Origin of the sequence: Kribbella albertanoniae, assembly GCF_004348455.1 — a bacterium.
In the GTDB taxonomy this organism is placed as follows: domain Bacteria; phylum Actinomycetota; class Actinomycetes; order Propionibacteriales; family Kribbellaceae; genus Kribbella; species Kribbella albertanoniae.
In genome coordinates this window covers 1-24,079 of sequence record NZ_SMKA01000125.1, presented here as the reverse complement: position 1 = coordinate 24,079, position 24,079 = coordinate 1, and the positions used below count along the sequence as shown (strand labels likewise).

General features: G+C 64.5%; 25 protein-coding genes and 3 tRNA genes. 12 read left to right on the top strand and 16 right to left on the bottom strand.

Annotated features, from left to right (window positions below):
* Both E1261_RS46470 and E1261_RS24495 read left to right on the top strand, forming a co-directional pair.
* Positions 1–235, top strand: a 235-nt coding sequence (locus tag E1261_RS46470; RefSeq protein WP_238176402.1) for a hypothetical protein, incomplete at its 5' end; no start/stop codon positions are given.
* A complete protein-coding gene (locus E1261_RS24495) occupies positions 232–510 on the top strand; it encodes a hypothetical protein (protein ID WP_132410314.1) in 279 nt (92 codons plus the stop codon). The genes E1261_RS46470 and E1261_RS24495, both read left to right, overlap by 4 nt.
* Positions 511–535: 25 nt before the next feature.
* On the opposite strand, the gene E1261_RS24490 is transcribed toward E1261_RS24495, so the two are convergent.
* From E1261_RS24490 to E1261_RS24485, 3 genes are all read right to left on the bottom strand, one after another.
* A complete protein-coding gene (locus tag E1261_RS24490) occupies positions 536–1,048 on the bottom strand; it encodes a GNAT family N-acetyltransferase (RefSeq protein WP_165952641.1) in 513 nt (170 codons plus the stop codon).
* A 71-nt stretch (positions 1,049–1,119) separates the two neighbouring features.
* Positions 1,120–2,280 (bottom strand): hypothetical protein, encoded by a 1,161-nt coding sequence (locus E1261_RS45405; RefSeq protein WP_165952640.1) that lies wholly within the window; start codon positions 2,278–2,280, stop codon positions 1,120–1,122.
* Positions 2,277–3,446, bottom strand: a complete 1,170-nt coding sequence (locus E1261_RS24485; protein WP_165952639.1) for a helix-turn-helix domain-containing protein — start codon at positions 3,444–3,446, stop codon at positions 2,277–2,279. The genes E1261_RS45405 and E1261_RS24485 overlap by 4 nt, the downstream gene beginning before the upstream one ends.
* A 375-nt stretch (positions 3,447–3,821) precedes the next feature.
* Between E1261_RS24485 and E1261_RS24480 the strand changes: the two genes are divergently transcribed.
* The 4 genes from E1261_RS24480 (at position 3,822) to E1261_RS24465 (ending at position 7,361) form a co-directional block, all read left to right on the top strand.
* Positions 3,822–4,613: a hypothetical protein gene (locus E1261_RS24480; RefSeq protein WP_132410308.1), complete on the top strand. Its 792-nt coding sequence runs from the start codon at positions 3,822–3,824 to the stop codon at positions 4,611–4,613.
* A gap of 182 nt (positions 4,614–4,795) precedes the next feature.
* Positions 4,796–6,109, top strand: coding sequence for a hypothetical protein (locus E1261_RS24475; RefSeq protein WP_132410306.1), 1,314 nt, complete (start codon positions 4,796–4,798; stop codon positions 6,107–6,109).
* A gap of 111 nt (positions 6,110–6,220) precedes the next feature.
* On the top strand, positions 6,221–6,658 hold the full coding sequence (locus E1261_RS24470; protein ID WP_132410304.1) for a hypothetical protein: 438 nt from the start codon (positions 6,221–6,223) through the stop codon (positions 6,656–6,658).
* 37 nt (positions 6,659–6,695) lie between these two features.
* Positions 6,696–7,361 carry a Type 1 glutamine amidotransferase-like domain-containing protein gene (locus E1261_RS24465; RefSeq protein ID WP_132410302.1) on the top strand — a complete coding sequence of 222 codons (666 nt, stop codon included), beginning with the start codon at positions 6,696–6,698 and terminating at the stop codon, positions 7,359–7,361.
* Positions 7,362–7,373: 12 nt separating this feature from the next.
* On the opposite strand, the gene E1261_RS24460 is transcribed toward E1261_RS24465, so the two are convergent.
* Both E1261_RS24460 and E1261_RS24455 read right to left on the bottom strand, forming a co-directional pair.
* Positions 7,374–8,054, bottom strand: coding sequence for a suppressor of fused domain protein (locus E1261_RS24460; RefSeq protein ID WP_202874991.1), 681 nt, complete (start codon positions 8,052–8,054; stop codon positions 7,374–7,376).
* 26 nt (positions 8,055–8,080) lie between these two features.
* Entirely contained in the window at positions 8,081–8,884 is an 804-nt protein-coding gene (locus E1261_RS24455) for an LLM class flavin-dependent oxidoreductase (protein WP_132410300.1), read from the bottom strand.
* Between the two features lie 55 nt (positions 8,885–8,939).
* Here E1261_RS24455 and E1261_RS24450 point away from each other — a divergent pair, with 55 nt between their 5' ends.
* Entirely contained in the window at positions 8,940–9,152 is a 213-nt protein-coding gene (locus tag E1261_RS24450; protein ID WP_132410298.1) for a hypothetical protein, read from the top strand.
* A gap of 8 nt (positions 9,153–9,160) precedes the next feature.
* Here E1261_RS24450 and E1261_RS24445 read toward each other — a convergent pair whose 3' ends face one another.
* The gene (locus tag E1261_RS24445; RefSeq protein WP_132410297.1) at positions 9,161–9,982 is read right to left on the bottom strand and encodes an MBL fold metallo-hydrolase; all 822 of its coding nucleotides are present in this window, start codon (positions 9,980–9,982) and stop codon (positions 9,161–9,163) included.
* 93 nt (positions 9,983–10,075) lie between these two features.
* Here E1261_RS24445 and E1261_RS24440 point away from each other — a divergent pair, with 93 nt between their 5' ends.
* Complete coding sequence (locus tag E1261_RS24440; protein WP_132410295.1) at positions 10,076–10,762, top strand: metallophosphoesterase family protein; 687 nt, start codon at positions 10,076–10,078, stop codon at positions 10,760–10,762.
* Between the two features lie 5 nt (positions 10,763–10,767).
* Here E1261_RS24440 and E1261_RS24435 read toward each other — a convergent pair whose 3' ends face one another.
* Complete coding sequence (locus E1261_RS24435; RefSeq protein WP_132410293.1) at positions 10,768–12,885, bottom strand: MMPL family transporter; 2,118 nt, start codon at positions 12,883–12,885, stop codon at positions 10,768–10,770.
* Between the two features lie 155 nt (positions 12,886–13,040).
* Between E1261_RS24435 and E1261_RS24430 the strand changes: the two genes are divergently transcribed.
* Together E1261_RS24430 and E1261_RS24425 are read left to right on the top strand one after the other, a co-directional pair.
* On the top strand, positions 13,041–14,189 hold the full coding sequence (locus tag E1261_RS24430; protein WP_132410291.1) for a sensor histidine kinase: 1,149 nt from the start codon (positions 13,041–13,043) through the stop codon (positions 14,187–14,189).
* Positions 14,186–14,836 carry a response regulator gene (locus E1261_RS24425; RefSeq protein WP_132410289.1) on the top strand — a complete coding sequence of 217 codons (651 nt, stop codon included), beginning with the start codon at positions 14,186–14,188 and terminating at the stop codon, positions 14,834–14,836. Before E1261_RS24430 ends, E1261_RS24425 begins: the two co-directional genes overlap by 4 nt.
* Positions 14,837–14,986: 150 nt before the next feature.
* On the opposite strand, the gene E1261_RS24420 is transcribed toward E1261_RS24425, so the two are convergent.
* Positions 14,987–15,403, bottom strand: coding sequence for a hypothetical protein (locus E1261_RS24420; RefSeq protein ID WP_132410287.1), 417 nt, complete (start codon positions 15,401–15,403; stop codon positions 14,987–14,989).
* 517 nt (positions 15,404–15,920) lie between these two features.
* Between E1261_RS24420 and E1261_RS24415 the strand changes: the two genes are divergently transcribed.
* Positions 15,921–16,607 carry an HAD family hydrolase gene (locus tag E1261_RS24415; protein ID WP_132410285.1) on the top strand — a complete coding sequence of 229 codons (687 nt, stop codon included), beginning with the start codon at positions 15,921–15,923 and terminating at the stop codon, positions 16,605–16,607.
* 319 nt (positions 16,608–16,926) lie between these two features.
* Here E1261_RS24415 and E1261_RS24410 read toward each other — a convergent pair whose 3' ends face one another.
* Positions 16,927–17,466, bottom strand: coding sequence for a hypothetical protein (locus E1261_RS24410; RefSeq protein ID WP_132410283.1), 540 nt, complete (start codon positions 17,464–17,466; stop codon positions 16,927–16,929).
* Between the two features lie 203 nt (positions 17,467–17,669).
* Here E1261_RS24410 and E1261_RS24405 point away from each other — a divergent pair, with 203 nt between their 5' ends.
* Positions 17,670–18,302: a hypothetical protein gene (locus E1261_RS24405; RefSeq protein ID WP_132410281.1), complete on the top strand. Its 633-nt coding sequence runs from the start codon at positions 17,670–17,672 to the stop codon at positions 18,300–18,302.
* 261 nt (positions 18,303–18,563) lie between these two features.
* On the opposite strand, the gene E1261_RS24400 is transcribed toward E1261_RS24405, so the two are convergent.
* From E1261_RS24400 to E1261_RS24365, 7 genes are all read right to left on the bottom strand, one after another.
* Positions 18,564–20,048, bottom strand: a complete 1,485-nt coding sequence (locus E1261_RS24400) for an AAA family ATPase (protein ID WP_165952638.1) — start codon at positions 20,046–20,048, stop codon at positions 18,564–18,566.
* Complete coding sequence (locus tag E1261_RS24395) at positions 20,045–21,274, bottom strand: DUF262 domain-containing protein (protein WP_165952637.1); 1,230 nt, start codon at positions 21,272–21,274, stop codon at positions 20,045–20,047. Before E1261_RS24395 ends, E1261_RS24400 begins: the two co-directional genes overlap by 4 nt.
* Before the next feature lie 592 nt (positions 21,275–21,866).
* Positions 21,867–22,085 (bottom strand): TrmO family methyltransferase domain-containing protein, encoded by a 219-nt coding sequence (locus E1261_RS47150; RefSeq protein ID WP_202874989.1) that lies wholly within the window; start codon positions 22,083–22,085, stop codon positions 21,867–21,869.
* Positions 22,055–22,708 carry an NsdA family TPR-like regulatory protein gene (locus tag E1261_RS24385; protein WP_132410275.1) on the bottom strand — a complete coding sequence of 218 codons (654 nt, stop codon included), beginning with the start codon at positions 22,706–22,708 and terminating at the stop codon, positions 22,055–22,057. Before E1261_RS24385 ends, E1261_RS47150 begins: the two co-directional genes overlap by 31 nt.
* 878 nt (positions 22,709–23,586) lie before the next feature.
* Positions 23,587–23,659, bottom strand: a tRNA-Phe gene (locus E1261_RS24375).
* Between the two features lie 45 nt (positions 23,660–23,704).
* Positions 23,705–23,781 (bottom strand) — tRNA-Asp (locus tag E1261_RS24370).
* Between the two features lie 61 nt (positions 23,782–23,842).
* A tRNA-Glu gene (locus E1261_RS24365) sits at positions 23,843–23,915 on the bottom strand.
* Positions 23,916–24,079 lie beyond the last annotated feature (164 nt).

Here is a 24,079-nt window from a genome sequence, read left to right as displayed (position 1 = left end):
CCTCTGCCCCAGCCCCCACCAACTGCCGCACCACAGCAGCCCCGATCCCCCGAGTACCACCCGTAACAACAGCCCGCTTCCCCGCAAGTTCCCGCATTTCAAACCTCTCGTCTCTGCTGACCTCGATTTCACGTTAGATCTGAAAAAGAAGCCGAGCAAAGACGAAATCCCAGTAGCCGCCATAGGGAATACCTATAGCCTCAGAATCGACATCCCGATTACTCTGGCCGAGTGAACGACGACCCGGTGACCATCACGTTGACCCACGATCAGGCGCTGGTCCTCTCGGACTGGCTCTACGAGGCGATGATGAAGTCCGACCGCCTCGGCTCGATCATCACGGACCGAGCTGTGTGGTCGCCGATCTACACGATCACCGGCGCACTCGACACCACGCTGCCCGAGCTCTTCGCCGCCGACTACGCAGACCGCCTGGCCGCAGCTCGAGCACGCCTGCTCGTATTGCTTGGCCCAGGCGATGCCTCGATCGAGGAAGCCCCTGAGCCCTGACCGTTCAAGCGCGCCTGGACGCCGATCACCCGAGGTACTTTTCGTACTCTTCTTCGATGCGGACGCGGTCGTTGACCTTGATCGCCTGGCGGCGGACCGGGCCGGTGTAGCCGAGTTGGCGGTAGAAGGTGTGGGCCGACTGGATCTCGGCGAAGACCCAGAGGCGCAGGAGGTGTGCTCCGAGGGCGGTTGCCGTCGCCTCGACGGCCGTGACCAGGACCTCGCCGACTCCGCGGAGGCGGGCGGCCGGGGCGACCCACATCGCCTCGAGGTGCATGCCGTCGCCCTCTTCCGGACTGCGATTGAGCTTCGCGAGGCCGACGGGTTCGCTGTCCAGCCGGGCCACGAACCACACGTTCAGCTCGAGCTCACCGCGCCAGTGCTTCTCGTCGTACTCGCCCTCTGCGGTCATGCCGCCGAGGAACGCGTCAGGAGAATCCCTCAGCGCCTGCAACCGCAGCTCCCGAGCGGTGGGCCAGTCATCCGGCTCCAGGCGGATGACTGAGATCTGCGGATCGCGCGCATGCGGCTCCAGCAACCGGGACCCCTCCGTCCGCGCCGGGAAGTGAGAGTTTAGCTGCGCTCGGTGAACTGCCTCAAGGGAATCGATCAGCGGACGACGGCTTCGGCCCCATAACCGCACGCGATCCCGCCGGGCAGTCCGAGCTCCGCCAGGGCGTAGCGATCGCTTGATGCAGGGCTCAGGTTCACGAGGCGCTTCTGCCACCTGCGCTCGTCCTGCTGCCATGCCTCGAGATAGTCGACACACAGTTCGGCGTCAATGGCCGATGCCTGCGACGTCGCTTCGATCAGAGACTTCTCTGCGCTCCGCACATGCGGGTGATGCGCCGGCGCCAGCTTGTCCAGCGTCTCCTGAATCATCTCCAGGCGAATCTGCTGGAAGTCGCGCCAATAGCTGCGGCTGGCGGCGAGCTTCAGCTGATCGTCGAAGTGCCATCCCGGCGTGCTCTCGAAGAGCGCGTAGAGCCCCTCCGCGAGCAGATCGCCGAACTCCTCCCGAGCCGCCCGCTGCGGATCGTAGAACGGCAGATAGTCGAGCTGCCGAACCTCACCGACCTTGGGCAGGTGGCGATCAGCGGCCTGGCGGGCGAAGAAGAACCAGTCCTCGTTGTAGACGTCGGGAAAGAAGGACAGCTCCGGATGCTGAACCTGTACGCCGAGCACCGCCCCGCTGACGAAGATGTCCTGATCGAATCCGGCCAGCCGCCGGGCGTGACAGACCACGGAGTTGTCCGGGAACCGCCGGGTGATCATCGAGGCGACCGGATTCCGGTCGAGCACGCTCGTCAGGCGCCCGACGTCGTACGGCCGGAGGTGACTGATGTCGTCGTCGACGAAGAGGATCTTGTGCCAGCCTCGTAGCCGGGCGAGCAGGAGGCCGATGTTGCGCTTGGTGCTGAGATCGCTGGACCGATCGGCGGAAGCCTTCAAGAACGTCGGGTGTGCGGTCGCGTACGACTGCTCCGGGAGTTGATAGTCGCTCGGTACGTCGACGATCAGTGCGCGGGCGCCAAAACACTCTTCCACGCGCTCGCGGACCTGTTCCCCGCTCGTCTGCCGACTACAGAGAACCACCAGCGGGACGGACAGTGCCGCGGACAGTTCGATGATGTTCTGCAGAGCCGATGCGGGACGCGCCGCCGGTACGACGATCGCGTCCAAGCGACTGCGGCTCGGGGGTACGGCGGAGGTGGACACATCGCGTAACAGGGATGCATGGGAGTGCCGCTGACCGATCTGCCGGCTCACGCAACCGCCTCGTCATCGGGCGACCATTCGTACAGCCGGTTGTACGGGATCTCCAGGTCAGGCGACATCGCCGCGCCGTTCACCAACGGAACCCGCAGGAGGAGAGCGAAAGATCCTCCGGGGAAGCGGCTCGCGAGATACGCCTCGTTCCGCTCCCGAACGGCGATGTCCGTGAGCGCACGGACGGCGCCGACAACTCCCCGGCTGTAGACCCCGCTGCAGACGGTCAGCGTCCGCGTGTGATTGAGGGGATTGGGAACCCGCGCCAGAAATGCCACGTCCTCGAGCAGGCCGCGCCTTTTACCGTCGCGCCAGACATCCTCGGTCTGGTCCGCGGTGATCTGTTCCTTGGTCGGTGGCTTTTCCAGGGTGCGTTCGTATTCGCCCCATTGCGGCCGGAATTCCTGCCCGTCCGGCAATCTGAAGACCTCGCCGTTGAGGAGGTCCGGTACTTCGACCTGCTGGATGGGCAGATCGCGCATCAGCGGCTGCAGTTGATGGGCGACATCGTTCCAGACGATCCCGCCGAGCACGATCAAGTGACCGGTCAGATCGGGGGAGACGGCTTCCTCCGGCAACTTGTGCGCGAGGTCTTCCAGTTCGGGATTGCGGGCGCGAAGGTGCCCCCACAGTTCGATCAGGGCGTCGACATCGGCGTACCGGTACATGCGGGTGTGATTGGGGTTCGCTTCGTCGGCCAGTGGTGACCGATAGGCAGCGGGTGCTTCTGGGCAGATGATCGTGACCGGACCTGCCTCGAAGGTCCAGAGGCCGGCGCCGGCGGCCGCCGTACCGGGCTTCTTCCGGGCGGCGTCACGGAGTCCGATCAGCTCCTGGTAGAGCGCGTCGAACTTCTCTCGCTCGGAGGCGTTCAGATCCTCTTCGCGGCCCAACTGGGGAGTTGCTTCGGCCGAGTGATCCCGGGCGCAGAAGAGTGCGTAAGCCCGCAGACGGCCGGCTGGTGGCAACTTCGGATCGGAGGAGTTCTCCCAGGAACTGATCGCCGACACCGAGATCCCCTTGGCGCCGCCCAGCGCACGCGCCAGCCTCGCCTGGGTCAGCCGCTGCGCCTGTCTGAGCGCGCGCAGCCGGTCGGCGAGTACCGCCTCTGGCGAGGGGGCCAAGGTCACTCCCGGGAGGATCAGTGTCCAGATGGATTCGGTCACCCTACTCCACCGGATTACACCTAACTACAAGTGAAGTACAAGCGTGGACACCTCTAGCGTCCACACCCAGAACTGCGCAGCGGCTCAGGCGCTACCGGCGCCGCCTGCATCGTGACCGCCCCGTGACCTCTTCGACCCCGTGCCGGCCTTTGTTAGGAGGAAATCTCCCTTTCCACTGATTCTACTGTGTATCTAGGTAGATCCAGGGGTAGAACAGTTGTAGATAGCAGAGCCAGCGACAGGAGCTTCTTACGACCTCAGCCGTTTCGATGACTGAAGCAGGTGCCCCATGAGCAGACTCCCGGCCGTAGTACCGATGCTCACCGTGACGCCATCGCCCTTCGCAAGGGGTGTTCGGCCAGTCCCTCCGCAGCCATGATCGGCGTGATCGAGGCGCTCGAGCTGGGGAACTGGCGAAAGGCCTCGCGGATCCTGCACGAAGCGGAGCTCTTCGATGCCTACCTGGCGGCGACCCTGATGAGGGTCGCCCGAGCGATGTCCTACCGGGCGATCGGCGAGCACAGCCGGGCCTGGACCACGCTCGGAGGCGCGGCCGTCCAGCTGCGTCGCAGGCACCCGCGACTGCCGTGCCTGGAAGTCAACGAGACCGGCCAGATCGACGACGTACCGTCCTGGCCCGGTGAGGTCGAGCGGCTCGCTCTCCCGCCCAAGCCGGCTCCGGGTGGCGACGCCGAGCTGATCTTTCGAGCTGTCCGGCTGATCTGGCGGGAGCAGCAGGAACTGAGTGAACTGTTCCAGCGGATCGCCGAGCGGTCGCCCGAGCTGACTCCGGCCACGCACATCCTGGTGCTCGCCTTCGTCGAGTACATGTGCTGGGTGCGGCACGACCCGGCGACCTGGACCAAGGCTGCGCCTGTCGACGAAGAGGCGGCTGCTGTGGAGGAGCGGATCGACGCACTGCGCGACGGACTGCGCGCAGAGTTCCTCCGCAGCGCGACGGATCTGCGCCGTTTGCGCTACCCGTCCGCGGGGGAGATGTCACTCATGGTCTGGAGCAATGGCGGCAAATACAACGGATTGCAGAGGCTCGCGATCCTTGAGCTCGCTCGCCGTCCGGAACCGCCATGGGCCGGACCTGGGAAACCCGCCGACTGCCCTTCCCGGCTGAGTTCCGTCAATGCCTGGCAATTTGCTCGGGCCTCCTGATTTCACCGATGCCTTTACGCGCCTTCCCCGCAGACCTACCCTTTAAGGATCCCTATTCCATCGCATCGTCGATCCACTGAGATCGTTGACCTCAACAACGACCTCGACCAGCCGGCCCGGCAGTGCGCGGAGGAGGAACTTCGATGATCGCCGTCCTGACTGCGCCAGGGATGGGGGGTCGTGTGCCCGAGGTCAGGTTGGCCGAAGAGGCGCCGGCCGACCTGACCGGTACGACGCAGCTCGGGGCCGGCGTCAGTGTCGAGATCGATCTGGCCGATCCGGACGGATGGCGTGCTGTCGCGGTTGACGGATGGGACCGCGCTGACCGGGATCTCCTGGAAGCCCTTGTGGGACAGGGCAGCGTTCGCTACCTCAGCCAAATCCGGGCCGATGTGGGTTCGCGGCTCACTACCGACGTACCGGTCGAGGCTGCCAAGTCCGGGCCCTGGCGCAGACTCGCGGTGATCGACGCGCTGGATCGCTGGCTGCAGGTGCCTCTGGATCAGGCGTTGCTGGATGCCGAGCGCGCGGTCGTTCGGGCCCGGGCCGCGCGGACCTTGCGATCGAGCTCGCTGCGGGAGCATCGGAACGGGCAGGCCGTAGTACTGGCTCGGCGCTCGGCGGGGGAGCTCTCCACCTACCTGACCGGGCTGGCGAACTCTGCGTCGTCGTTGCCGCGGGCCTTGTATTCCTCGCTGTCACGAGTCACAACTGGCTATGCGAACCTGGCAAGTCAGGTGACCGGTGGGCCCGACGAGTGTTTCGATGCTGTGGCTCAGGCGTGGAGTCGCCTGAAGGTCGCCGTACCGGTTGGGGGAGTTCTCAAGCGTGTCGAGCAGTTGCCGGCCCTTGAGTTCAGTGGCGGGGACAGTAGCTCGGTCGATCCTCGTCAGGTACGCGCTCGCGTCATCGCTTCGGAGATCCGCATGGTCGAGTCGCGGGGAGGATCGACGGTTCGCGTCCTCGTGCCCGCGTTCGGTTCGCGGGTGCCTTCGGTGATCGCGGACCAGTTGATGGTGCGGCTCGTCGATAGGCGTTCCGGAGAGGCGCATGCGCCGGTGCGCTTGAAGTTCAGTCCGGCGCGCGCGGTCTTCACCCAGGACGTTCCGTTGCGGGGGGCGTCGGCTGATGATGTTCGTGCCGATGTCTTCGATCCGGGGTACGAGACGGCGCCGGCTCTGACGGACGGGGATGACGAGCTGGTGCGGCAACGCCGAGCGCAGTTCGTGCTCAGTGAGTGGCGGCGGGCGATGGTGGAGATCCGGCTGTCCCGGCAGCCGAAGATGCGGAACCGCCGGCTGGCGCGACTGACCGCCGTACTGGGTCAGGCTGTTCCAGACGCTGATGAACCCGTCTTCCGTGGTGGGCCGACACGTGGCGAAATCAGCCGGTACGTCGATACTGCGCCGGGGACGGTCCATCCGTGGTTCACGAGCACTCGTGGTGCCGGGGAACCGTTGGTTGCGGAGCTTGCGGCGGTTCACCAGGCGCGTTGATGTCGTCACGACATCGGAATTCGCCAGGCTGGTGCGTGCTGAGGCTCACTGTCGTCAGAAGGACGTCCGCAATCAGCGGCGGGCGTCGCTCCGGGCGATAGGAGTAGCACGATGGCCGTCCGCAGACTGAGCAGTTTGAGCACCGCCCGCAACCCGGTACTGGTGCGACCGAAACAAGATCCCGAAACCGTTGCTCTGAAGCAGGTAGCGTCCCGGCCGACGACCATCTACTGGTTCCTGATGGTCAGCGATCTGGCGACAGCGATCTGGATGTACACCGTCGGGCCGTGGCTCGACAAGACCTCGAAATTCACCGCCACCGGCACCCTCGGCGGTCACCACGTTCTCCTGCTGATCATCGCGATCACAGGCTTCCTGATGCTTGCAACACTGGCCGTCCTGACCGACAACTTCACCCACAGCACCCGAAACCTGGCGATCGCGAGAAACATCGCCTGCATCATCTCGATCGTTGCCCTGTCCGGGCTACTGGCACTCATTCTGATGGCGCTCCTCAGCCGCGTCCTCTTCGGCCCGCTACGCCCTTAGGATCAGTCGGTACGCCGTACTGGGACTAGGGGGATTTGTGAAGCTGCTGCTCACCTCCGGAGGCATCACGAACGAGAGCATTCGTGATGCCCTGATCGATCTGCTCGGCAAGCCGATCGCCGAGTCCCGCGCGCTGTTCATCCCAACCGCACAATGGGGTCACCCGGCGTTGAGTCCTGTCACGGTGCAAAAGGCCGTTGCCGGTACGCCCCCATGGCACCTGTCCAGTCTGGGCTGGGCGTCCGTGGGTGTCCTCGAACTCACCGCCCTGCCCAGCATCGGTGCGGACCGCTGGGTGCCGTGGGTCAAGGAGGCCGACGTACTGCTGGTCGACGGCGGCGAAGCCACCTACCTGTACCACTGGATGCGCGAGTCAGGCCTGGCGGACCTGCTGCCGTCGCTCCCCGACACAGTCTGGGTGGGCATGAGCGCCGGCAGCATGGTGCTGACCCCACGCATCGGCGACGACTTCGTCTCCTGGCCGTCCGCCCCCGACGACCGCGCCCTAGGCCTCGTCGACTTCTCGATCTACCCCCACCTGGACCACGAAGACATGCCCAACAACACCCTGCCCAACGCCGAAAAATGGGCCGCCACCATCAACGGCCCGTCGTACGCCATCGACGACCAAACCGCCCTCAAGGTGACCGACGGCCCCGTCGAAGTAATCACCGAAGGCCACTGGAAAGCCTTCCCTGCTTAGCGGAACGGACGGTCAGACGTAGCTGTGAGAGCGGGAAAGGTCCGTGACGAGCTGCGGGTTTCGGTCGTCGGCGATGCGGCGTAGCAGGTCCTTTGCTCGCTCGGCGGCTCCTTCGTTGGACTCGCCGGCCACCCAGTCCAGTTCGCGTTGGGTGATGCCGACCAGTTGGATGAAGTCGACTCGCCCGTGGACTGTGTCGATGCCAGGCACCTCGGTGTCCGGTGCCAGCACGTAGCTGGTCAGGAGGGTGTCGCTGTCGGTACGCAGTGGCTGGCCCTGGCCGCTGAGGAATTGGAACGGTTCGAACCAGTTCTTGGACGTGTAGGTGTAGCGAGCGAGGTTGCCCAGCGAGTTGATCGCCCAGTGGCATTCGTCCGGCCGGTCGGCCCGGACCTTCATCGTCATCTCGTAACCCCAGCCGCTGAAGTCGCCGCCGAACGACTCTTCATCGACGTACAGCTTGGACATTCCGTAGGTCAGGAGGTGCTGGTAGCCGTTCGGGCTGGGATAGATGCTGCACCCGTCGAGGTAGTCCTCGCCGCCGAAAATGGCGCGGGACTGAAGGGGTGCGGCCAGGTGTGGGGGCGTGATCCCCGGGTAGAGGGCGTCGAACACCGCGTCGATTGCGTGCCACCCGGGCGCCCAATCGTCTTCGGCCTCGGCCCGGGCGAGGTATTCGGACTTCGTCATCATCCGCCGATGATGCCAGCATCCGTGGTTCAAGTTAGTTGTGGTGGGCCTTGGCGGAGGATGGATTCGGCTTCTTGGCGGGGGCCGGGGGCTATCCAGCGGCCGGCCCAGGTGGCGCCGGCTTGGGCGTAGGTGGTGGGGTCGCCGTCGTTGAGGCGGACTTTGATGTCGAGTGGGGTGTTGCGTTCGGCTCGTAGGGCGCTGATGTCTTGTGGGGTTAGCTTTTGGGGTGCGGCGGTGGGGCCTTTGTAGGCGGTGGAGCCGTCCCAGCGGAGGATGCGGCGGCGGACCGCGGGGACGAGAAGGTTGCCGCCGACCCAGATGGGAATGCGGGGGTGCTGGAGCGGGCGCGCAGTTAGCTGGGCGCCGGCTAGCTGGTAGTGCTTGCCGTGGTGGTGAACGGGTTGGCCGGTCCACAGGGCGGTGATGACTTCGAGCGATTCGTCGAGCATCTCCGCGAGCACCCGGGGGTCGGTGGGTTCGCCAACACCGGCCAGGAACGGGTCGCCCGGGTCGCCGATTCCGACGCCGAGGATGAGCCGGCCGTTCGACAGGTGGTCGAGGGCAACCGCTTCGGCGGCGAGCTTCCACGGACGACGCCGCGGCACGGGCGTGACCGTCGTACCGAGCTTGATCCTGGACGTAGCCGAAGCCATGGCTGCCAAACAGATCCACGGATCGTACGTCGGTTGGGACGTATCGCCCTGGTAGGCCAGATAGTCCTCCAGGAACACGCCGTCCCACCCGCAGTCCTCGGCCATCCGCGCAAGCTCAGCCAGGCCGCGCGGATCACGCGCCGGTCCAACCGCCCCGAATGTCACAGAGAATCGCATGCCCGCAACGCTAGCCACCCCAACCGACAAAAACGGCATTCCTTAAAGTTTCAGCATGACTGGTGATGTGGTTGCGGAGCTCCTCGCGGAGGCATTGCGGGACCTCGTCCGGTTCGTCGACGAGCGACCGGACGACGCGACGGCCGATGACGACGTACGGGCGCTCGAGTCCGTCGCACATGTCCTGCACCAGGTGACACCGGAGGACCGGCCCCGGATGCGCGCTCTGCTCGGGTCCGAGTTCGCGGCATCCCTCGGCTGGACCTGAGCTCTGCCCTACTCGCGCGCCCTCCAGTTGGCCAACTGCTGGACCTGGCCGGTGTGGATGTCGCTCACCCACTCCCAGTCGGGCTGTGGATGTGTGATGCGTGGGTCCTCGAGATCCGAGCCGTCGCGAAGAGCCTGCACGTAGGCGCGGTCCTGCTCGATCCGTGCACGTGCTTGACCAGCTCCGCCGACGGACCCGTGACCCGGGATGACGACATCAACGCCGTCCGCCACGGCCTCGAGCACCCGCAGCCCCGCGAGGTACTCCTCGATCGGATCGTTGGTGCTGGTGAACGTGTTGAGCATCGGAGGGAAGACATCGGACAGCATGTCGCCGGCAACGAGGACCCCGAGCTCCTCGATGAACAGTGCCGCATGACCCTCCGAATGCGCCGGATGCTCGACAACCCGCACTTCCGGACCGTCCCAAGGAATCTGCGTGGATCCTGCCGGCAGTTCGGTAATGAGGCCGAACAAATCCAGCGGCGTCTCCCCGGCAATCTCCGGCGGAAGCCCCTCGACGACACGGTCCCGCCAAGCCGCGTCCGACCGCAATTCCCGCAGAGCGGCCGCGCAGCCCGCCGTACCGTAGCGAGGCACGTCGCCGAACTCGGGATGCCAGAGCACGTGATCCCAATCAGGATGCGTCGCAAACCCCGCCACAACTGGCTGCCCCAACTCGCGAAGTTCACGAGCCAGGCAAGCCATTTCGCCATCAGTCAACCCAGGATCGACGAGCAACACACCGGCACGACCTTGTACGACGACAGCGTTGTTCCGGAGCAACTCGCTCTGATGGATCAGCACACCCGCTGCGACCTGCCTCAGCATGGGATTCCTTCCGCTTGTCGTCGTCGCGACCGTAGAACCTAGCGGTATCACGGTGCAAGGACACGATCCTGGCGACTGCGGCGTTATCGGGACATGAGGATCGGACTGATATCTGACACTGAGGGGAACGCGCGGGCGCTGGCTGCGGCACTGGCGGGGATTCGGAGTCACTCGCCGGATGTGATCGTCTACGCGGGCGACATCCTGGACAACCCGTTCTCTCCGGAGCCGCCCGCGGAAACGATCAGCCAGCTCCGTGCCGACGACATCCGTGCGATCCCAGGCAATCGGGACCGGTATCTGATCGATTGGGGAACGCCTCGCTGGAGCCACACCTTGTGGATGCGGTTGCGTCGCTCGGATCCGCCCGGTCCGTGGCTGGAGCAGACCGCGGCCGGCCAGGCAGCGCTGTCAGCCGACGAACTCAGCTGGCTGCGATCGTTGCCCGAGGAGTTCCTGCTCACCGACGGCGTTTACGTCTGCCACGGAATGCCGGGCAACCCGTGGAACACGTTCTGGCCCGCACACCCGACGTACGACGGCAATCTCACCGCCGCCGAGCGAGCAGCCTCGCTTCAGCTGCTCGCCCGCGCCGACGCGTCGGTGGTTTTGTGCGGTCATGCGCCGGAGCCGGCCGAATACCACGACGTATTGCCGGACGGGCGACCGCTGCACATCGTCCGAGCCGGGCAACGAAGCGACACTGAGGTGAACTACGCGATCCTGACGCACCGCCAGCAGTGGGAGGTCACCCGGCACGCCGCCGGCATCAGGGCGTGAGGCGACTACTCCGGGACGACCTCCGGCTGCCGGATTGCCGCCCGTGGGGTGCGCCGGGTGAACCAGGCCGGCATCCACCAGTTCGCGTCGCCCAGCAGCTTCATCAACGCGGGGACGAGAATCAGTCGCACGATGGTCGCGTCGATCAGTACGGCGGTCGCCAGGCCCAGACCGAACATCTTGGCCGTCGGGTCGTTGGCCAGCCCGAAGCTGACGAAGACCGCGATCATGATGAGCGCTGCCGAGGTGATCACGCGACCGGTCGTCGAGATGCCGTGGATGGTCGAGGCGGTGTTGTCGCCGGTCCGGACGTACTCCTCGCGGATCCGGGAGAGCAGGAAGACCTCGTAATCCATCGAGAGCCCGAACACCACGGCGAACATGAACATCGGGATGAACGGGAGGATCGGGACGGTCGTCTCCAGCCCGATCAGGTTCGCGGCCCAGCCCCATTGGAAGACCATCACGATGACGCCGAAGGACGCGCCGATGCTGAGGAGGTTCATCAGTGCGGCCTTGAGCGGTACGACGACCGACCGGAACACCACCGTGAGCAGTACGACCGACAGCAGGATCACGGCGCCGATGAACCAGGGCAGCCGGTCGTTGACCTTCGCACCGACGTCCGCCAGGGTCGCGGTCTGACCGCCGACATGAGCCTTCGCCGGGCTGTCCCTCAGGACAGATGGGAAGACCTCGGCGCGCAGCCGTTCGACCGTGGTCATCGTCGCGTCGTCCTGCGGACCAGTTGCCGGTACGGCGATCAGCGTCGCAACGCCCGCCGCGGAGTTCACCTGGGGAGGCGCCACCGATGCGATGCCCCGGTCGCCCCGGACGGCGTCGTACAGGGGTTGGATGACGCTCGGATCGCGTGAGACGTCGACGGCGATCACCAGCGGACCGTTGCTCCCGGCACCGAATCCCGCAGCCACCAGGTCGTACGCCCGGCGCTCGGTGCGTTGGACGGGGAGCGCGCCGTCATCCGGCGTACCGACGCGGAGTGCGAGCACGGGCGCGGCCAGGGCCAGCAGGAGAACGGTCGCGCCGACGGCATAGACGGCCGCATGCTTGGACACGTGGCCCGCCCACCGGTGCCATCCCGAACCAGGAGTCGACCGCACCCGCCGTACCTGAAGGCGGTTGATCCAGTGCCCGGCCAAACCGAGGAACGCGGGCAGCAAGGTGAGCGAAGCGAGCACCATGGTCAATACGATCAGTGAGATGGCGATCCCGCCGGCAGTCATGAACGGTACGCCGGCCACCGCCAGCCCGAGGATCGCGATCACTACGGTGCCACCGGCGAAGAGGACGGCCCGCCCGGCCGTGGCGACAGCGCGCCCGGCCGCCTCCTCGACCGCCATCCCGGCGGTCAGGAACTCGCGGTGCCGGGTGACGATCATCAGCGCGTAGTCGATGCCCACGCCGAGCCCGATCATGCTGCCGAGCACGGGCGCCCAGGCGGGCAAAGCGATCAGATGGTTCACCAAGGACAGCGCGCTGACCGCCAGCGCGAGGCCGAACACCGCCATCCCGACCGGCAGCCCCATCGCGATGATCGATCCGAACGCGAGCAGCAGGATCACCATCGCCGCGATCAACCCGACCGCCTCGGCGAGACCTGGTTGCGCTTCTTCGAACGCGTAGAAGAGATCGCCGCCCAGCTCGATCCGCAAGGGCTCTTGCACCGATGTCAGTGTTTTGAGCTGCTCGAGATCGCTCGGCTCGAGCTTGTCGAGCACCGGATACTGCAGCCGGATGAGCCCGACTTTGCCGTCCGGCGAGATCTCGGGATCGTCGGCCGCCAGCACGTGCGGCAGCGCCGCGGCGGTCGACCGGATCCGCGTGAGCGCGGCCTGCAGTTCGGGCGAGTTGAGCGTGGAGGCCGAATCTCGCGGGGTGACGACGACCTGGGCGGTCAGCCCGGCCTGATCCGCTCCCGCAGCCGACAACAGGTCGGTCGCAGCCTGCGAGTCGACACCAGGCGCTCCGAACGACTCCTCGAGTTTCTTGCCGAAGGCGCCGGAAGCCGCGACCACGAGCGCCGCGATCACCAGCCACGCTCCGATCACCACCCAGGGCCGGCGAGCGGCGTACCGGCCCAGTCTGTACAGGTTCGACCTCATGACGGTTCCTTTCGGCGAGAGTTGGGTTCAGCCTGCGGTCGAAGGGCAGGTCGCCACCTCGGGCGATGAGCCGGACTTCCCTCGGCCGATCAGCCAGGTCGCGTCCCGTACTTTGAGCCGATACGCCGGGGTGCCGGAGTCTCTACGCTGTGGGCATGGTGAGAAACGCCGTCCGCTCGCTGCTGCGCGAGCCGCGAGCACCGGACCCGCCCAGGAGGGTGTGGCGGGACTGGGTGTTGCTCGGCGGTCTGCTGCTGGCGGCGGTGCTGGAAGGTGTGTTCCGCGAGGACGTGGTCTGGCGGCCCGTGGCGGTGGTGTTCGCTGTGGCAACCGCGTTCGCGCTGCTCTGGCGCCGTACCCATCCGTTGCAGGTGGTCGTCGGAGTGTTCAGCGCCGTGATCCTGTCCAACTTCGTGGTGCTGATCAGCGGGACCGAGCCCTTCGGCCTGTACTCGATGATCTGCGTGGTGTTGCTGCCGTATTCGCTGCTCCGCTGGGGATCCGGCCGCGAGGTCCTGATCGGCCTGGCATTCGTCGTGGTCGCACTCGTGCTGGGCACCGCTGCCGACTTCCCTGGGTGGGGCGAAGCGGTCGCCGGCGGAATGTTCCTTCTGTCCCCGGCGGCACTGGGTCACGCGGCCCGCTACCGGCGTACCGCCCGGCTCCGCGAACTCGACCAAGTGCGGCTCCGCGAGCGTGAGCAACTGGCCCGCGAACTGCACGACACGGTCGCCCACCACGTCTCGGCCATCGTCATCCGCGCCCAGGCCGGCCAAGCCGTCGCCCCGACCCGCCCGGAAGCGGCGATCGATGCGCTCGCCATCATCGAGGCAGAGGGCACGCGTACTCTCGCCGAGATGCGAACAATGGTCGGCCTACTACGCGACGACGGTACGGCGGCGCTCGTTCCGCAACCGGGAGTGGCCGACCTGGAACGGCTCGCCCGCAGCGCCGGGGACCGCCCGCGGGTCGAGCTCGAGCTGTCCGGCGACCTCGACGACCTCGGACCAGGCGTCGGCGCCGCGATCTACCGAATCGCCCAGGAGTCGATCACGAACGCCGTACGGCACGCCCGGCAGGCAACTCGCGTCGATGTCCGGCTGACGTCGTACGGCGACTCCCTGCGTCTGACCGTCCGCGACGACGGCGAGCCCACCTCGGCCCCCGGGAACTCGCTCGGCTACGGCCTGGCCGGGATGACCGAGCGCGCGACCCTCCTCGGCGGCACCTTCGCAGCCGGCCCTTCAGCGGACCGCGGGTGGTCCGTCGACGTCGTCCTGCCTCGAACGGCGGTCCGCCGATGACCATCCGCGTCCTCGTCGCCGACGACCAGGATCTCGTCCGGACCGGCCTCGCGATGATCCTCGACGCCCAACCCGGCATCGAGGTCGTCGGTCAAGCGGCCGACGGCTTGGAGGCGATCGAGTTCGCCCGCCGCCTGCGCCCCGACGTCTGCCTGCTCGACATCAGGATGCCCGGCCTGGACGGCATCGCCGTCACCCGCGAACTCGCCGGCCCCGACGTCACCGACCCCCTGCCCATCGTCGTGATCACCACCTTCGACCTCGACGAATACGTGTACGGCGCCCTGAAGGCCGGCGCCCGTGGCTTCCTGCTCAAGGACGCCGGCTCCGACCTCCTGGTCCAAGCGATCCACGCCGCCGCGAACGGCGAAGCCCTGATCGCCCCCAACATCACTGCTCGCCTACTGGCAGCTTTCGCCCAACCATCCCGCACCCCGACCCAACCGACCGACCCCCTCACCCCGCGCGAGGAAGAAGTCCTCCTGGCCGCCTCCCAAGGCCGCACCAACGCCGAGATCGCCGCAGACCTCCACATCAGCCTCAGCACCGTGAAAACCCACCTCACGAGCGTGATGGCCAAGATCGGCGCCCGCAACCGAGTAGAAATCGCCATGTGGGCCTACACAACCGCCCGCATCAAACCCTGACGCTTCCCTGCGTGCTGCCGCCCTCTGTGGCTCGCGCAGCCCGTCCACCCAACCGCGGCGTCCCCTTCCGATCGGTGAAACGCTGGTTGGCGCGGGATTCACGGAGTCTGGCTGCCGCTCCGTGACTGTACGACTCCGTAGATCGCGTGATCAGGACTTGTACAGGCACCACGATGTGACGCTGCGCCTCGAGTCAGGGTTTCCGCCCGACGCCTCGAACCAGAGCGTGCCGTCACCGCGGGACTTGTAGCCGACACTGACGGTCTTCGTCACCTGGCGGCCCGCATTGCCTTTCAGGATGGTCGACGAGCTGCTTCCTCCCACGGCCAGCCGTACCCGGATGTTCGTGGTGCTGTTCGGTGTCCGGTAGGTAACTTTCACCTTGGCATTCCCGCCCGGCCAGTCGACACCGAACCCCCAGGAGGTGCCGCCACGGACGTAGAACGAGTCGCTGCTGGATCTGACGCAGGTCACAGCCTCGGCCGTGGACGCCGCCTGCACCCCAACGGCACCCGACATCAGCAAGGCAACTGCCGTCGCTACCACGGTCACTCTTCGGACAGACACGCCCACAACCACTCCTTCGACGATTTGGACGGCCGCGCCGGCACGTCGTCAACCAAGCCTAGGAATCACCACTGCCGCGGCGCTGCCCGTACCGCACCCGTACCTGTGGGCACGCGCCCGACGGGTTGAAGATCGCCTTCACCCGACTGATCGCCGAGCTGGACATCCCCTACACCGCCGCGATCTTCGTCGCTGACGCCGATGGCACCGACGTACGAGCCTCGTAGAGGTGAAGGTCCACGCGACGACTGTGGCCGTCATGTACGACGAAGTTCCACGGCAGGCGCCAGGATGAACTGAGTAGCGCCTGTCTGGACGCACTGGAAGTATTGCGCGCATGACTCAGAACGCGACCGGTCATCGCTGGACGACCACGCCCAAGTGATCGAAGACGCCCTCGCATGAACCTCATGATCTTCGATGCCGTTGGCAACGATGCTGCTCGGTCCCGCCGCGTGGTGAGCGACGTAGACCTGGCCTGCCGTTGGTGGGGCACACCCGGCCGGACCCACAAGCCGTGACCGCCGAGACGCTGGCCGCCATCCTGCATCGCAGCCCGGTGATCTTGCTCGACTTCGACGGCCCAGTCTGCTCCGTCTTCGCCGGATACCCCGCGGCTCAGATCGCCGACGACCTCCGCGCACTCGCCTACGACCAACTCGGCCTACTGCCGGCCGCCCTCGGCGGCCTGTCGAGCCCCCACGACGTCCTCCTTGAATGCGCAGGCGTCTCACGAGACCTAGCCGCAAGCATGGACGAGGCCCTCCGCAACGCCGAGGTCAAGGCCGTCCAGAGCGCCACTCCGACCCCCGGGATCGACCAGTTCCTCGCCGCCTGCCAAGAGACCGGGCACAAGCTAGCGATCGTCACCAACAACGCAGCCGCCGCAGTCCACGCATACCTAGCCCGATCCGGCCTCACCGGTTTCGTCCACCACATCGAAGCCCGCAACCCCGCGGACCCCACTCTCATGAAGCCCAACCCCTACCTGATCCAGCAAGCCGCCCAAGCCCTCGGAGCAGCACCAGAAACCTGCACTCTCATCGGCGACCAGCCCACCGACATCCGCGCCGCCCAAGCCAGCGGAGCCGCCACCATCGCCTACGCCAACAAACCCGGAAAGGCCAACGCCCTAACCACCGCCGGAGCCGACGCCATCATCGACCGGATCAGCGATCTCACCGAGGCGATCCGCAGTCGCTGACTAAGACCTCCGGGCCGTTGCGGACTACTGCAGGCGGAGTACCGCCGTATCCGTAAACAGGCTTGGGAACTCCAGCACGCGGTAGCGGTAGGGCGGGCGGAGCACGCACCGTCTGAGGGTGGGCGGATGCACGCTGAGGAAAGGAAATCGCCTCCGAAGTCGGAGAGGTGAAGGTGGTCAGGGGCGGTCTCGAACCGCCGACCTTTCGCTTTTCACTTCGACAGCGACCCGGGCAACGCTTGGCCGGGCCGTAGGGCGGCGGGCGCCGGACGCTGGTATCACCCGTACCTGTCGGAGGCCGTTGCGGTACTGGTTGCGGTCACTGGCTTCCAACCTGACTGAGCTGCGGTCGCCGGCGCAGGTGGTATCTCGCGGCGCGTGCCCATCGGCGCAAACGCCCGCCGGTCCCACGAACCCGCAGGTCCTCTCGCATGGCCTTCACTAGTTCTGTCCGAGCGGCGTAGTAGAGGTCGGCAGCTTCCTCAAGGTCGCTGACGAGGAACGTATTGCTCTTCAAACGAACCGCCAACCTGATCTCACGAAGCGGTTTGCGTGCGGCTTCCCACGCGCTGAACACTCCGGGGCCAGCAAATAGCTCAGCTCTCGCGTGGATGTCCCTCCGTGCGTGGGCGTCATACTCAACGTCGTCATTCGAAAAAAGCCGCCCACCGAAGTTCTGCATGAGGTTGGTGTGGTCTGCAGCGAGACTGGCCAGCATGTCCTGGTAGAGCTGCTCAACGCGCTGGTGGTACCGAGACTCGCGATCCTTACGAATGCCACCGACGTAGCCCATCGTTGCGCCTCCAAGCGCGGCGATCGGTGCAGCGAAATCCTTTAGAGCCTCAAGCAGCGCAGACATGATTCGAATCATTCCATCTGTCCCTTTGGGGAACGTGCCGCTACGCGACCGTGTCGCCCACCGGGCGGCGGTTGGCGTCTGGCAACCAAGTTGGGAGTGGTCTCGATTTGAAACCTTCGAGCGAGCTGGTGGGGTCGGCGCGCAATGAACCGGTCACCTCGCAGGGTCTACCTCATCGCAAGCGAGGCGTGCTCCAATAGCGGATGGACTTCAGTAACTGGCTTGAACTTGCGACAGCGGTCGGCACGATCGGAGCGGCGGTGCTGGCGGGTGTCGCAGCGCGGGTCGCCGCACGTGCGGCCGATGCCAGCCGCGAGCTCGTACTAGTCGAGCGGCAGCGTGACGAAGCTGCCTTTGAGGCGGAGCTCTGGCGGCAAGCACGTCGAGTCACTGTGGACACCCGAGGGCAGCACTTGCTCGATCACGAAGGCGACCTCATCGGCTGGGACGTCAGCGCTGTGGTTACCAACTCCAGTGCTGATCCAATCTCGAAGGCCCGAATCAAGATTGCTTGCCATGACGAACGCTGGGGGCCTCAGCTAGTTGGGACCATAGCGCCAGGGGACAGCGTTGAGGTCGTCGCTCGCATCTTCACGACCTCCCGAGACATGAATGGGTATGTCCGGTTTGTCGATGTGGAAGGTCGCGCCTGGGTCGCCAATAGTCAGACCGGGGTGGTGAGTGATGACGAGCTAGATCTATGGGTTGAAGGCGGATCCGAGTTCGCGCAGCGTGATCTTGACCCACTTCAGCGAGGGACGTTGATGCGTACCGACTCGCGCGTGATGCCGGACTTTGATGGATGGGCCGCGGAGATCGAGAGTCGCGAGGAGTGACACACCCGCACCTGCGTGCCTCGCAGGATACCTAGCCTTGGTGATCACCACGCGATCGTCTCAGCCATTCCCAATGGAAGTCGAGCGGGCGAAGCGGCGGTAAAGAGACCCACAGTCTCTAGGTCGACAGCTCAGGTGTGTAATCAAGTCCACTGTTTGACGGTCGCAGGCGCCTCCTTCATTACCGCAAATGATATCCGTGAGAATTCAGCCACCATGACCTGACAGCTCATCGGAGCGACGAGCTGTCAGGTGTTCTGGCTAGAACAGAGATGAGGCTGGCGCTGGCTGCTGAAGTCTTTCTCTAAGGGCGATTGAGAATTCGGTAGCTTCAGCCGCCAGGGCATCACTCAGGAGTAGTAACATTGTCAATGCCTCGACTACCTTTGAAAGTCCTCCATACTCGACTCCGAGTAAATGTAACCAGTCATGAGGATCCTCGCCGTCGAATCTCTCGAGCAGCAACTTCAGCCGGTCGGCGCCGCCAGGTAGAGGGACGTCCCATTCAAGATACGCGCCGGTTCGCCATTCATCTGTGGCGTGACGCAGAATCACCTCTGGGGATTCACTCCCAGGAAGATATTCGTAGGCGAAGCGGGTGGCGACCGAGTCCTTTTCTTTCTGATCGCCATCGAGTACGCCGACGATTACGAAATCGTCGCCAGGAGCTCCGGCAGTGTCGCCAACAGTTCGACGCACTCCGCTCTCCCCCGACTTGGTGAACTTGAAGCTGACCATCGCCACGAGTGGCCGATCGACGGCGGCCAGCACCGCGCGGCAGAATTCAGCTGCGACAGTGTCTTCCACGAGGATCATCGCCGCTCTGCTCGGTTGCAAGCCTAGATGACGGCCGAGTTCGATGATGTCCATGCCCGAACGGACCTCGGGGCGAGGAGATGCGGAGAGCAGTGCGATGTGTCGAGTATCAAAATGTCCGAAGAATCCCGGCGAGTGACTAGACGCAACGACGGTCAAATCTCGCTTTACGATCAGCGTCGTTACAACTTCGGCGAGAGCCTTCTGGGACCAGGTGGCCAGGTGACTCTCAGGCTCCTCGAGGAAGACAATAGAGCCAGGTTCGATCCTGCTCAGCTTCCAAATCAGAAACGCGGCACAGAGCTCTCCGCGACCCATTCCCGTCAGTGGGTAGGTCATACCCATTGACGTGGCTTGGAAAAACGGCATCGCACTGTCGTCTTCGCTAAAGGAGGTGACCTCGAATGTCTCGAGCTTCTCGTAACGGCGCCGTAATACATATGACAGGAGTTGGAGTTGATCATCCGAGAATGGGTCGGGGTCGATGCCTTCTAAGAGCTCTTCGTTGAGCTGTCGACCGTCCTGATTTAGGAAGGTTGAGAGCAGTAAGCCAGTTTCGGCTGCGGCATCCAGAAAAACTACGGGAGCAGGGCAATCCCCCGATACATCACCTGTCTCCAAGTTCAATGATGTATCCCAGTCTTCACCTTCGTGTTGGCCGGAGATTGAGATAATAGAGATCCATTTGGTAGCCCAGGCCGCAGGGCGGAAGCCATCATATTCCTCGGAATCTACGAGGCTCGTCCACAAGGTTTCGAGTGTCGTCGACTTTCCGGCGCCGTTGCCGCCACAGAGTACCGTTATGCCGGGTGCGAACTTTATCTCGAGCGACTCGCCTGCCTGCGTCTCGATGGCTGCGGAGAATAGACTTGAGCGGTAGTTCCTTTTCGGAAGTTGCAGTAGTGCCTTTTGGCGCTCGACGAATCTCACAACCATGATGCACCACCCCAGTCGGCTCGGGTGGCGAATGAGAGGAGACCTGCGTCGAGGTCGGACGGTTCTTGCCTGACGAACTCCCAGGCGTCGTTCGACAAGGCGAATTCATGTCCGAGTTGAAGTAGTGGGTTGGCTGAGATGCGCGTCAGTTCGGTGGGGCGAGAAGTGTCTGTGGGGCCAGTTACGCCGAGGTGCCATGCAAGGAACATCCACGCCGTGAGATCGCGAAGAATGACCGAAGAGACATCGGCGACGCGAGAGGTTGAGCGGTCATGGAATACGGCGAGCGTCCCGCTGGCTGTTGGTCCCATTCGTGCGTGCATATCGCGCAAGAAGCGAGATTGTTCGACCCAAAGCATCGTGCTGTCGAGAACTTCGCCTAGTGCTGAAAGAGAGTCGCTTCTATGTAGCTTTGCCGCGACGCACAGCCAGGTGTGAATGGTGGCTTTGTTGGGCTTGACGCCTTCGGCTCGTGCTTGGAAGGGTGGCGATGACAGGACGTGCTTGAGGGCTGCCTTCGCCTCCGTTAGGACCCTCTCAGAGAATTCGTCGTCACGCCTGTAACGATTGGTGACCTTGGCTGCGGTTACCTTCTCTAAGAGAGTTCCCTGTTCTACTGTGATCAGAAAGCGTGCAAGTAGGTCGTCGTATGCCATTCGCGCATTGGAGAATCCAATGCGTTCTGGAGTCATGCCTTCATCTATGGCCCATCGTGTCAGTTGTTTGACCTGATTGCGTGGGCTGCCAATAAACGCATTGCGCTTCTCGGCTTCAGTCAAGGTTGTCGGCTGATTTAGGCGGAAAAAGAGCTCGTGAGGCTCCTCGGAGGAATAGTCGCGTAGTTCGAATATTCTGATCGGAAACGTATCGAAGCTATTTCGAACGGCCGGCGGCAGGTCGTTGTAGCGAAGACCAGAGAGACCTTCAATTCCGGCGTCCAAGGGCTCGATCTTGCTTCCGACGGGGAAGTCGTTGCGCACAAAGTCGCGAATTGCCGTCAACCTTTGCTGGCCGTCAAGGACATCAAATGTGCCATCTTCGCGAGCGACGAGATGGATTGGGGGAATATGCCACCGGCGCAGAATGCTATCGATCAAGCGCTGCTTCTTGCTGGCGGGCCATACTTCGCCTCGTTGAAAGTCAGGCTGCAGGTCGATCAATCCTCGTCGTATGCGTCCGACCAGCGTTTCAATGTCAGGGTCTTTGGGTTCGAACTTCAAAATCGACCTTGCCTTGTCCTAGCGTGTTCAGTGTTGCAGTGATCCTTGCGCACGCAGGCTAGCGCATCAGCGCGTATCTGTTAACAGTCGGTGATGGATGGACTGATCCGGGAAGCGAGAGGGGCGTCGTGTTGAGTGGGATCTGCCTTAGATGCCTCGCTCCAGTTGGCTTCGTCCGGTTGATGCGGCGCCGAGTCGATCTCGACTCGGTCGTCGAATCCCAGGACGGGGTGTTCCGCTGCGGTAGTGGACGCGATCACTAGACGGATGGCGCGGTCAATCGCTCCGAAGAAGGCGGCATCTCGGGTTCCGCGCATGGAATTTGACGCAGTGGAAGCGATTGCGAGCGGTAGTGCGAGGCGGAAAATACGCCGAATGAAGGCATGTTCCGATATTGGATATGCGATGGTCAGGCGCTCTCGAACCGCCGACGTTCTGGGCTTGATTCGACGGTCGCGGTCGAATCAGATTAGAGACTCAACCTCGCTTGCAATTTCTGGATCGAGTTGTGGTCTAGGAATCTGGCCCGGATCGCGGCTGTTGGCCCGCTAACTGGAGGCCTCTGATTGCAGCATTAGTTCGGTCGGCTGGGCTAGTGGTGATCGGCGAAGTAGTTGGTTAGCATTTCGGTTGGCCAGGTGGGTTGATGGACTGGGCCGCGGGGGCCGAAGTCGGTGAACCAAGGTTTGATGTCGAGGACGGGGGTGCTGTCTACAGCGTCGAGGCCTTCGACGTGAAGGTCTAGGCCGTCTACCTTGATCAGGCGGCAGCGGGAGACGCCTAGCCGGCTTTCCGAGTACGGACGCTGCACTGGAACTCTCTTGTTGCTGCCGGTAGTTCGCCCATGTCGCGCAAGGTACAGGCTGTTTCGTGAGCCAGGCTGGCTTCGCCGAAGAAGAACACCCGGCCTGGTTCGTCGTCACCAGGTGTTGCAGCCGCTAGGTCTGTCTCGGCGCGAAGGAGCGCTCGGCTGGCTGCGGTTCGTTGTCCGTCGACGGCGAGCGCTCGTGCGTGAACGACCCCGATCAACGAACGCTCGCGAGGACTGGCCTGGTCGTAACGCCTGCCGTCAAGCGACGCCTCGGCGATCCGGACAGCTTGCCGGTGGTGTCCGAGGTCGACAGCTTGATGTGCCATTGCGCGGAGGATGTGCGCGGCAAGCGGTGCGTCATCGGCCTCTGCAGCCAGCTTCACCGCGACTGCGAAGTACTGCTGCGCGATCGCGTGCTCGGAGTTGTCGAACGCCATCCAGCCCGCGAGATAGGCAAGCTCGCCGGCAGTCGAGAACATGCCTTGGCGGACTCCGTCGTCCGTGTACGAGGCGCGCAGGTATCCGGCGACGTCGGAAGACAGGTACTGAACGACGGCTGCGCGGGCGTGCCCGCCGCCTCGGCGCTGATCGATTCGCGTGAACAGCTGAACCGTCTCGCGCACCGCGTCGAGGTCACCTTTGCCGACCAATCGTGCGCCGTTGACCTTGTGATGGCTGGTGGATCGATCGCGGAGGTGTTCCCACCATGCATGGTCTGGCAGTGCCAACGCGGCGACAGAGGAACCGGCAGCCCGCAGGATCGACCTGCGCTCGACATCCAAGGTGCTTCTCCCGAGATCGACCAGCGCTGTCAGCGTATCCGCATTCCAGTCGAGCAGCGGCGCGGAGGCCGCCCCCGTGAGACCGATCTCGTCGGGCGTGACGGTTGGGCCGAGCCGCCGTGCCAGCGTCTCGATGAGGATGTCTGGGCCAAGGCCAGGCGGTTTGGAGCTGGCCCCCAGTGCGATACGTGAGATCGGCAGATACCGGCGTGCTCGTCAGACCGCCGGTCGGCGGCGACGCGTCCGAAGGCGAGAGCGAGTTGGGCATGCAACGGTGAAAATCAGACGACTGGTCGCCCTCGCACGAAGGGCGACCACTGCGGCTACCGCTGCGACAGCACGGGCGCAGAGTGGCTGGACGACTGGCCCTGGTCCAATCCTGCCGACGCTCAGCTGGTAATCAACCTGGACTAGCGCCCGCTGTAAGTCCAGGTTAGGCCGACAACCTGGACTTAACGGCGAGGAGATCCAGGTTTGAGCCCCGCTCCTTGGCGCGCCCGGGTCGAGTTCTGTGCGAGTTGCCGCCTAGGTCAGTCGCCGAGTCCGGCCAGGGATCCGCCGGCGTGCGGCAGGGAAAGGAGCGCGCGATAGCACGCACCGCCGAGGGTGGGTGGGAGCGCGCGTAGTGGGCGCGACGAAGGAGCGACTGCGTAGCACGCTGGGGGAAGATTAATCCCCAAAAGAAAAAATCCCCCTCCGATGTCGGAGAGGGTGAAGGGTGGTCAGGGGCGGTCTCGAACCGCCGACCTTCCGCTTTTCAGGCGGACGCTCTACCAGCTGAGCTACCTGACCGGGGAGAAAGTTTGGCGGCGGTGATTTCTCACCGCCGCCTTCTCCTGGCGACCCAGACGGGACTCGAACCCGCGACCTCCGCCGTGACAGGGCGGCACGCTAACCAACTGCGCTACTGGGCCAGGTTGACCTCGTAGATCTTACAGCATCTTCGAGGTGGTTCTGACACTGGCCTTTCGACCGTATCCCCAACGGGATTCGAACCCGCGTTACCGCCTTGAAAGGGCAGCGTCCTAGGCCACTAGACGATGGGGACTCGGACCCGCGGGAGCCGAAGCTCCAGGGACAGCCGTAAGCATAGAGGAGAGTTTGCCTGCTGCCAAAACGAGTTAGTTGGTGGCGTCGGGGGCGGTCAGCTGGGGGTATTGGGCAACGAAGAGGGAGTGGAAGGACAGGGCGGGGAGGATGTGGCCTTGGGGG

Coding starts and splice junctions, on each gene's coding strand:
- E1261_RS24480 (WP_132410308.1), top strand. CDS start 3,822: ATGATCGGCGTGATCGAGGCGCTCGAGCTGGGGAACTGGCGAAAGGCC.
- E1261_RS24470 (WP_132410304.1), top strand. CDS start 6,221: ATGGCCGTCCGCAGACTGAGCAGTTTGAGCACCGCCCGCAACCCGGTA.
- E1261_RS24460 (WP_202874991.1), bottom strand. CDS start 8,054: ATGATGACGAAGTCCGAATACCTCGCCCGGGCCGAGGCCGAAGACGAT.
- E1261_RS24455 (WP_132410300.1), bottom strand. CDS start 8,884: ATGCGATTCTCTGTGACATTCGGGGCGGTTGGACCGGCGCGTGATCCG.
- E1261_RS24450 (WP_132410298.1), top strand. CDS start 8,940: ATGACTGGTGATGTGGTTGCGGAGCTCCTCGCGGAGGCATTGCGGGAC.
- E1261_RS24445 (WP_132410297.1), bottom strand. CDS start 9,982: ATGCTGAGGCAGGTCGCAGCGGGTGTGCTGATCCATCAGAGCGAGTTG.
- E1261_RS24440 (WP_132410295.1), top strand. CDS start 10,076: ATGAGGATCGGACTGATATCTGACACTGAGGGGAACGCGCGGGCGCTG.
- E1261_RS24435 (WP_132410293.1), bottom strand. CDS start 12,885: ATGAGGTCGAACCTGTACAGACTGGGCCGGTACGCCGCTCGCCGGCCC.
- E1261_RS24430 (WP_132410291.1), top strand. CDS start 13,041: ATGGTGAGAAACGCCGTCCGCTCGCTGCTGCGCGAGCCGCGAGCACCG.
- E1261_RS24425 (WP_132410289.1), top strand. CDS start 14,186: ATGACCATCCGCGTCCTCGTCGCCGACGACCAGGATCTCGTCCGGACC.
- E1261_RS24410 (WP_132410283.1), bottom strand. CDS start 17,466: ATGTCTGCGCTGCTTGAGGCTCTAAAGGATTTCGCTGCACCGATCGCC.
- E1261_RS24405 (WP_132410281.1), top strand. CDS start 17,670: ATGGACTTCAGTAACTGGCTTGAACTTGCGACAGCGGTCGGCACGATC.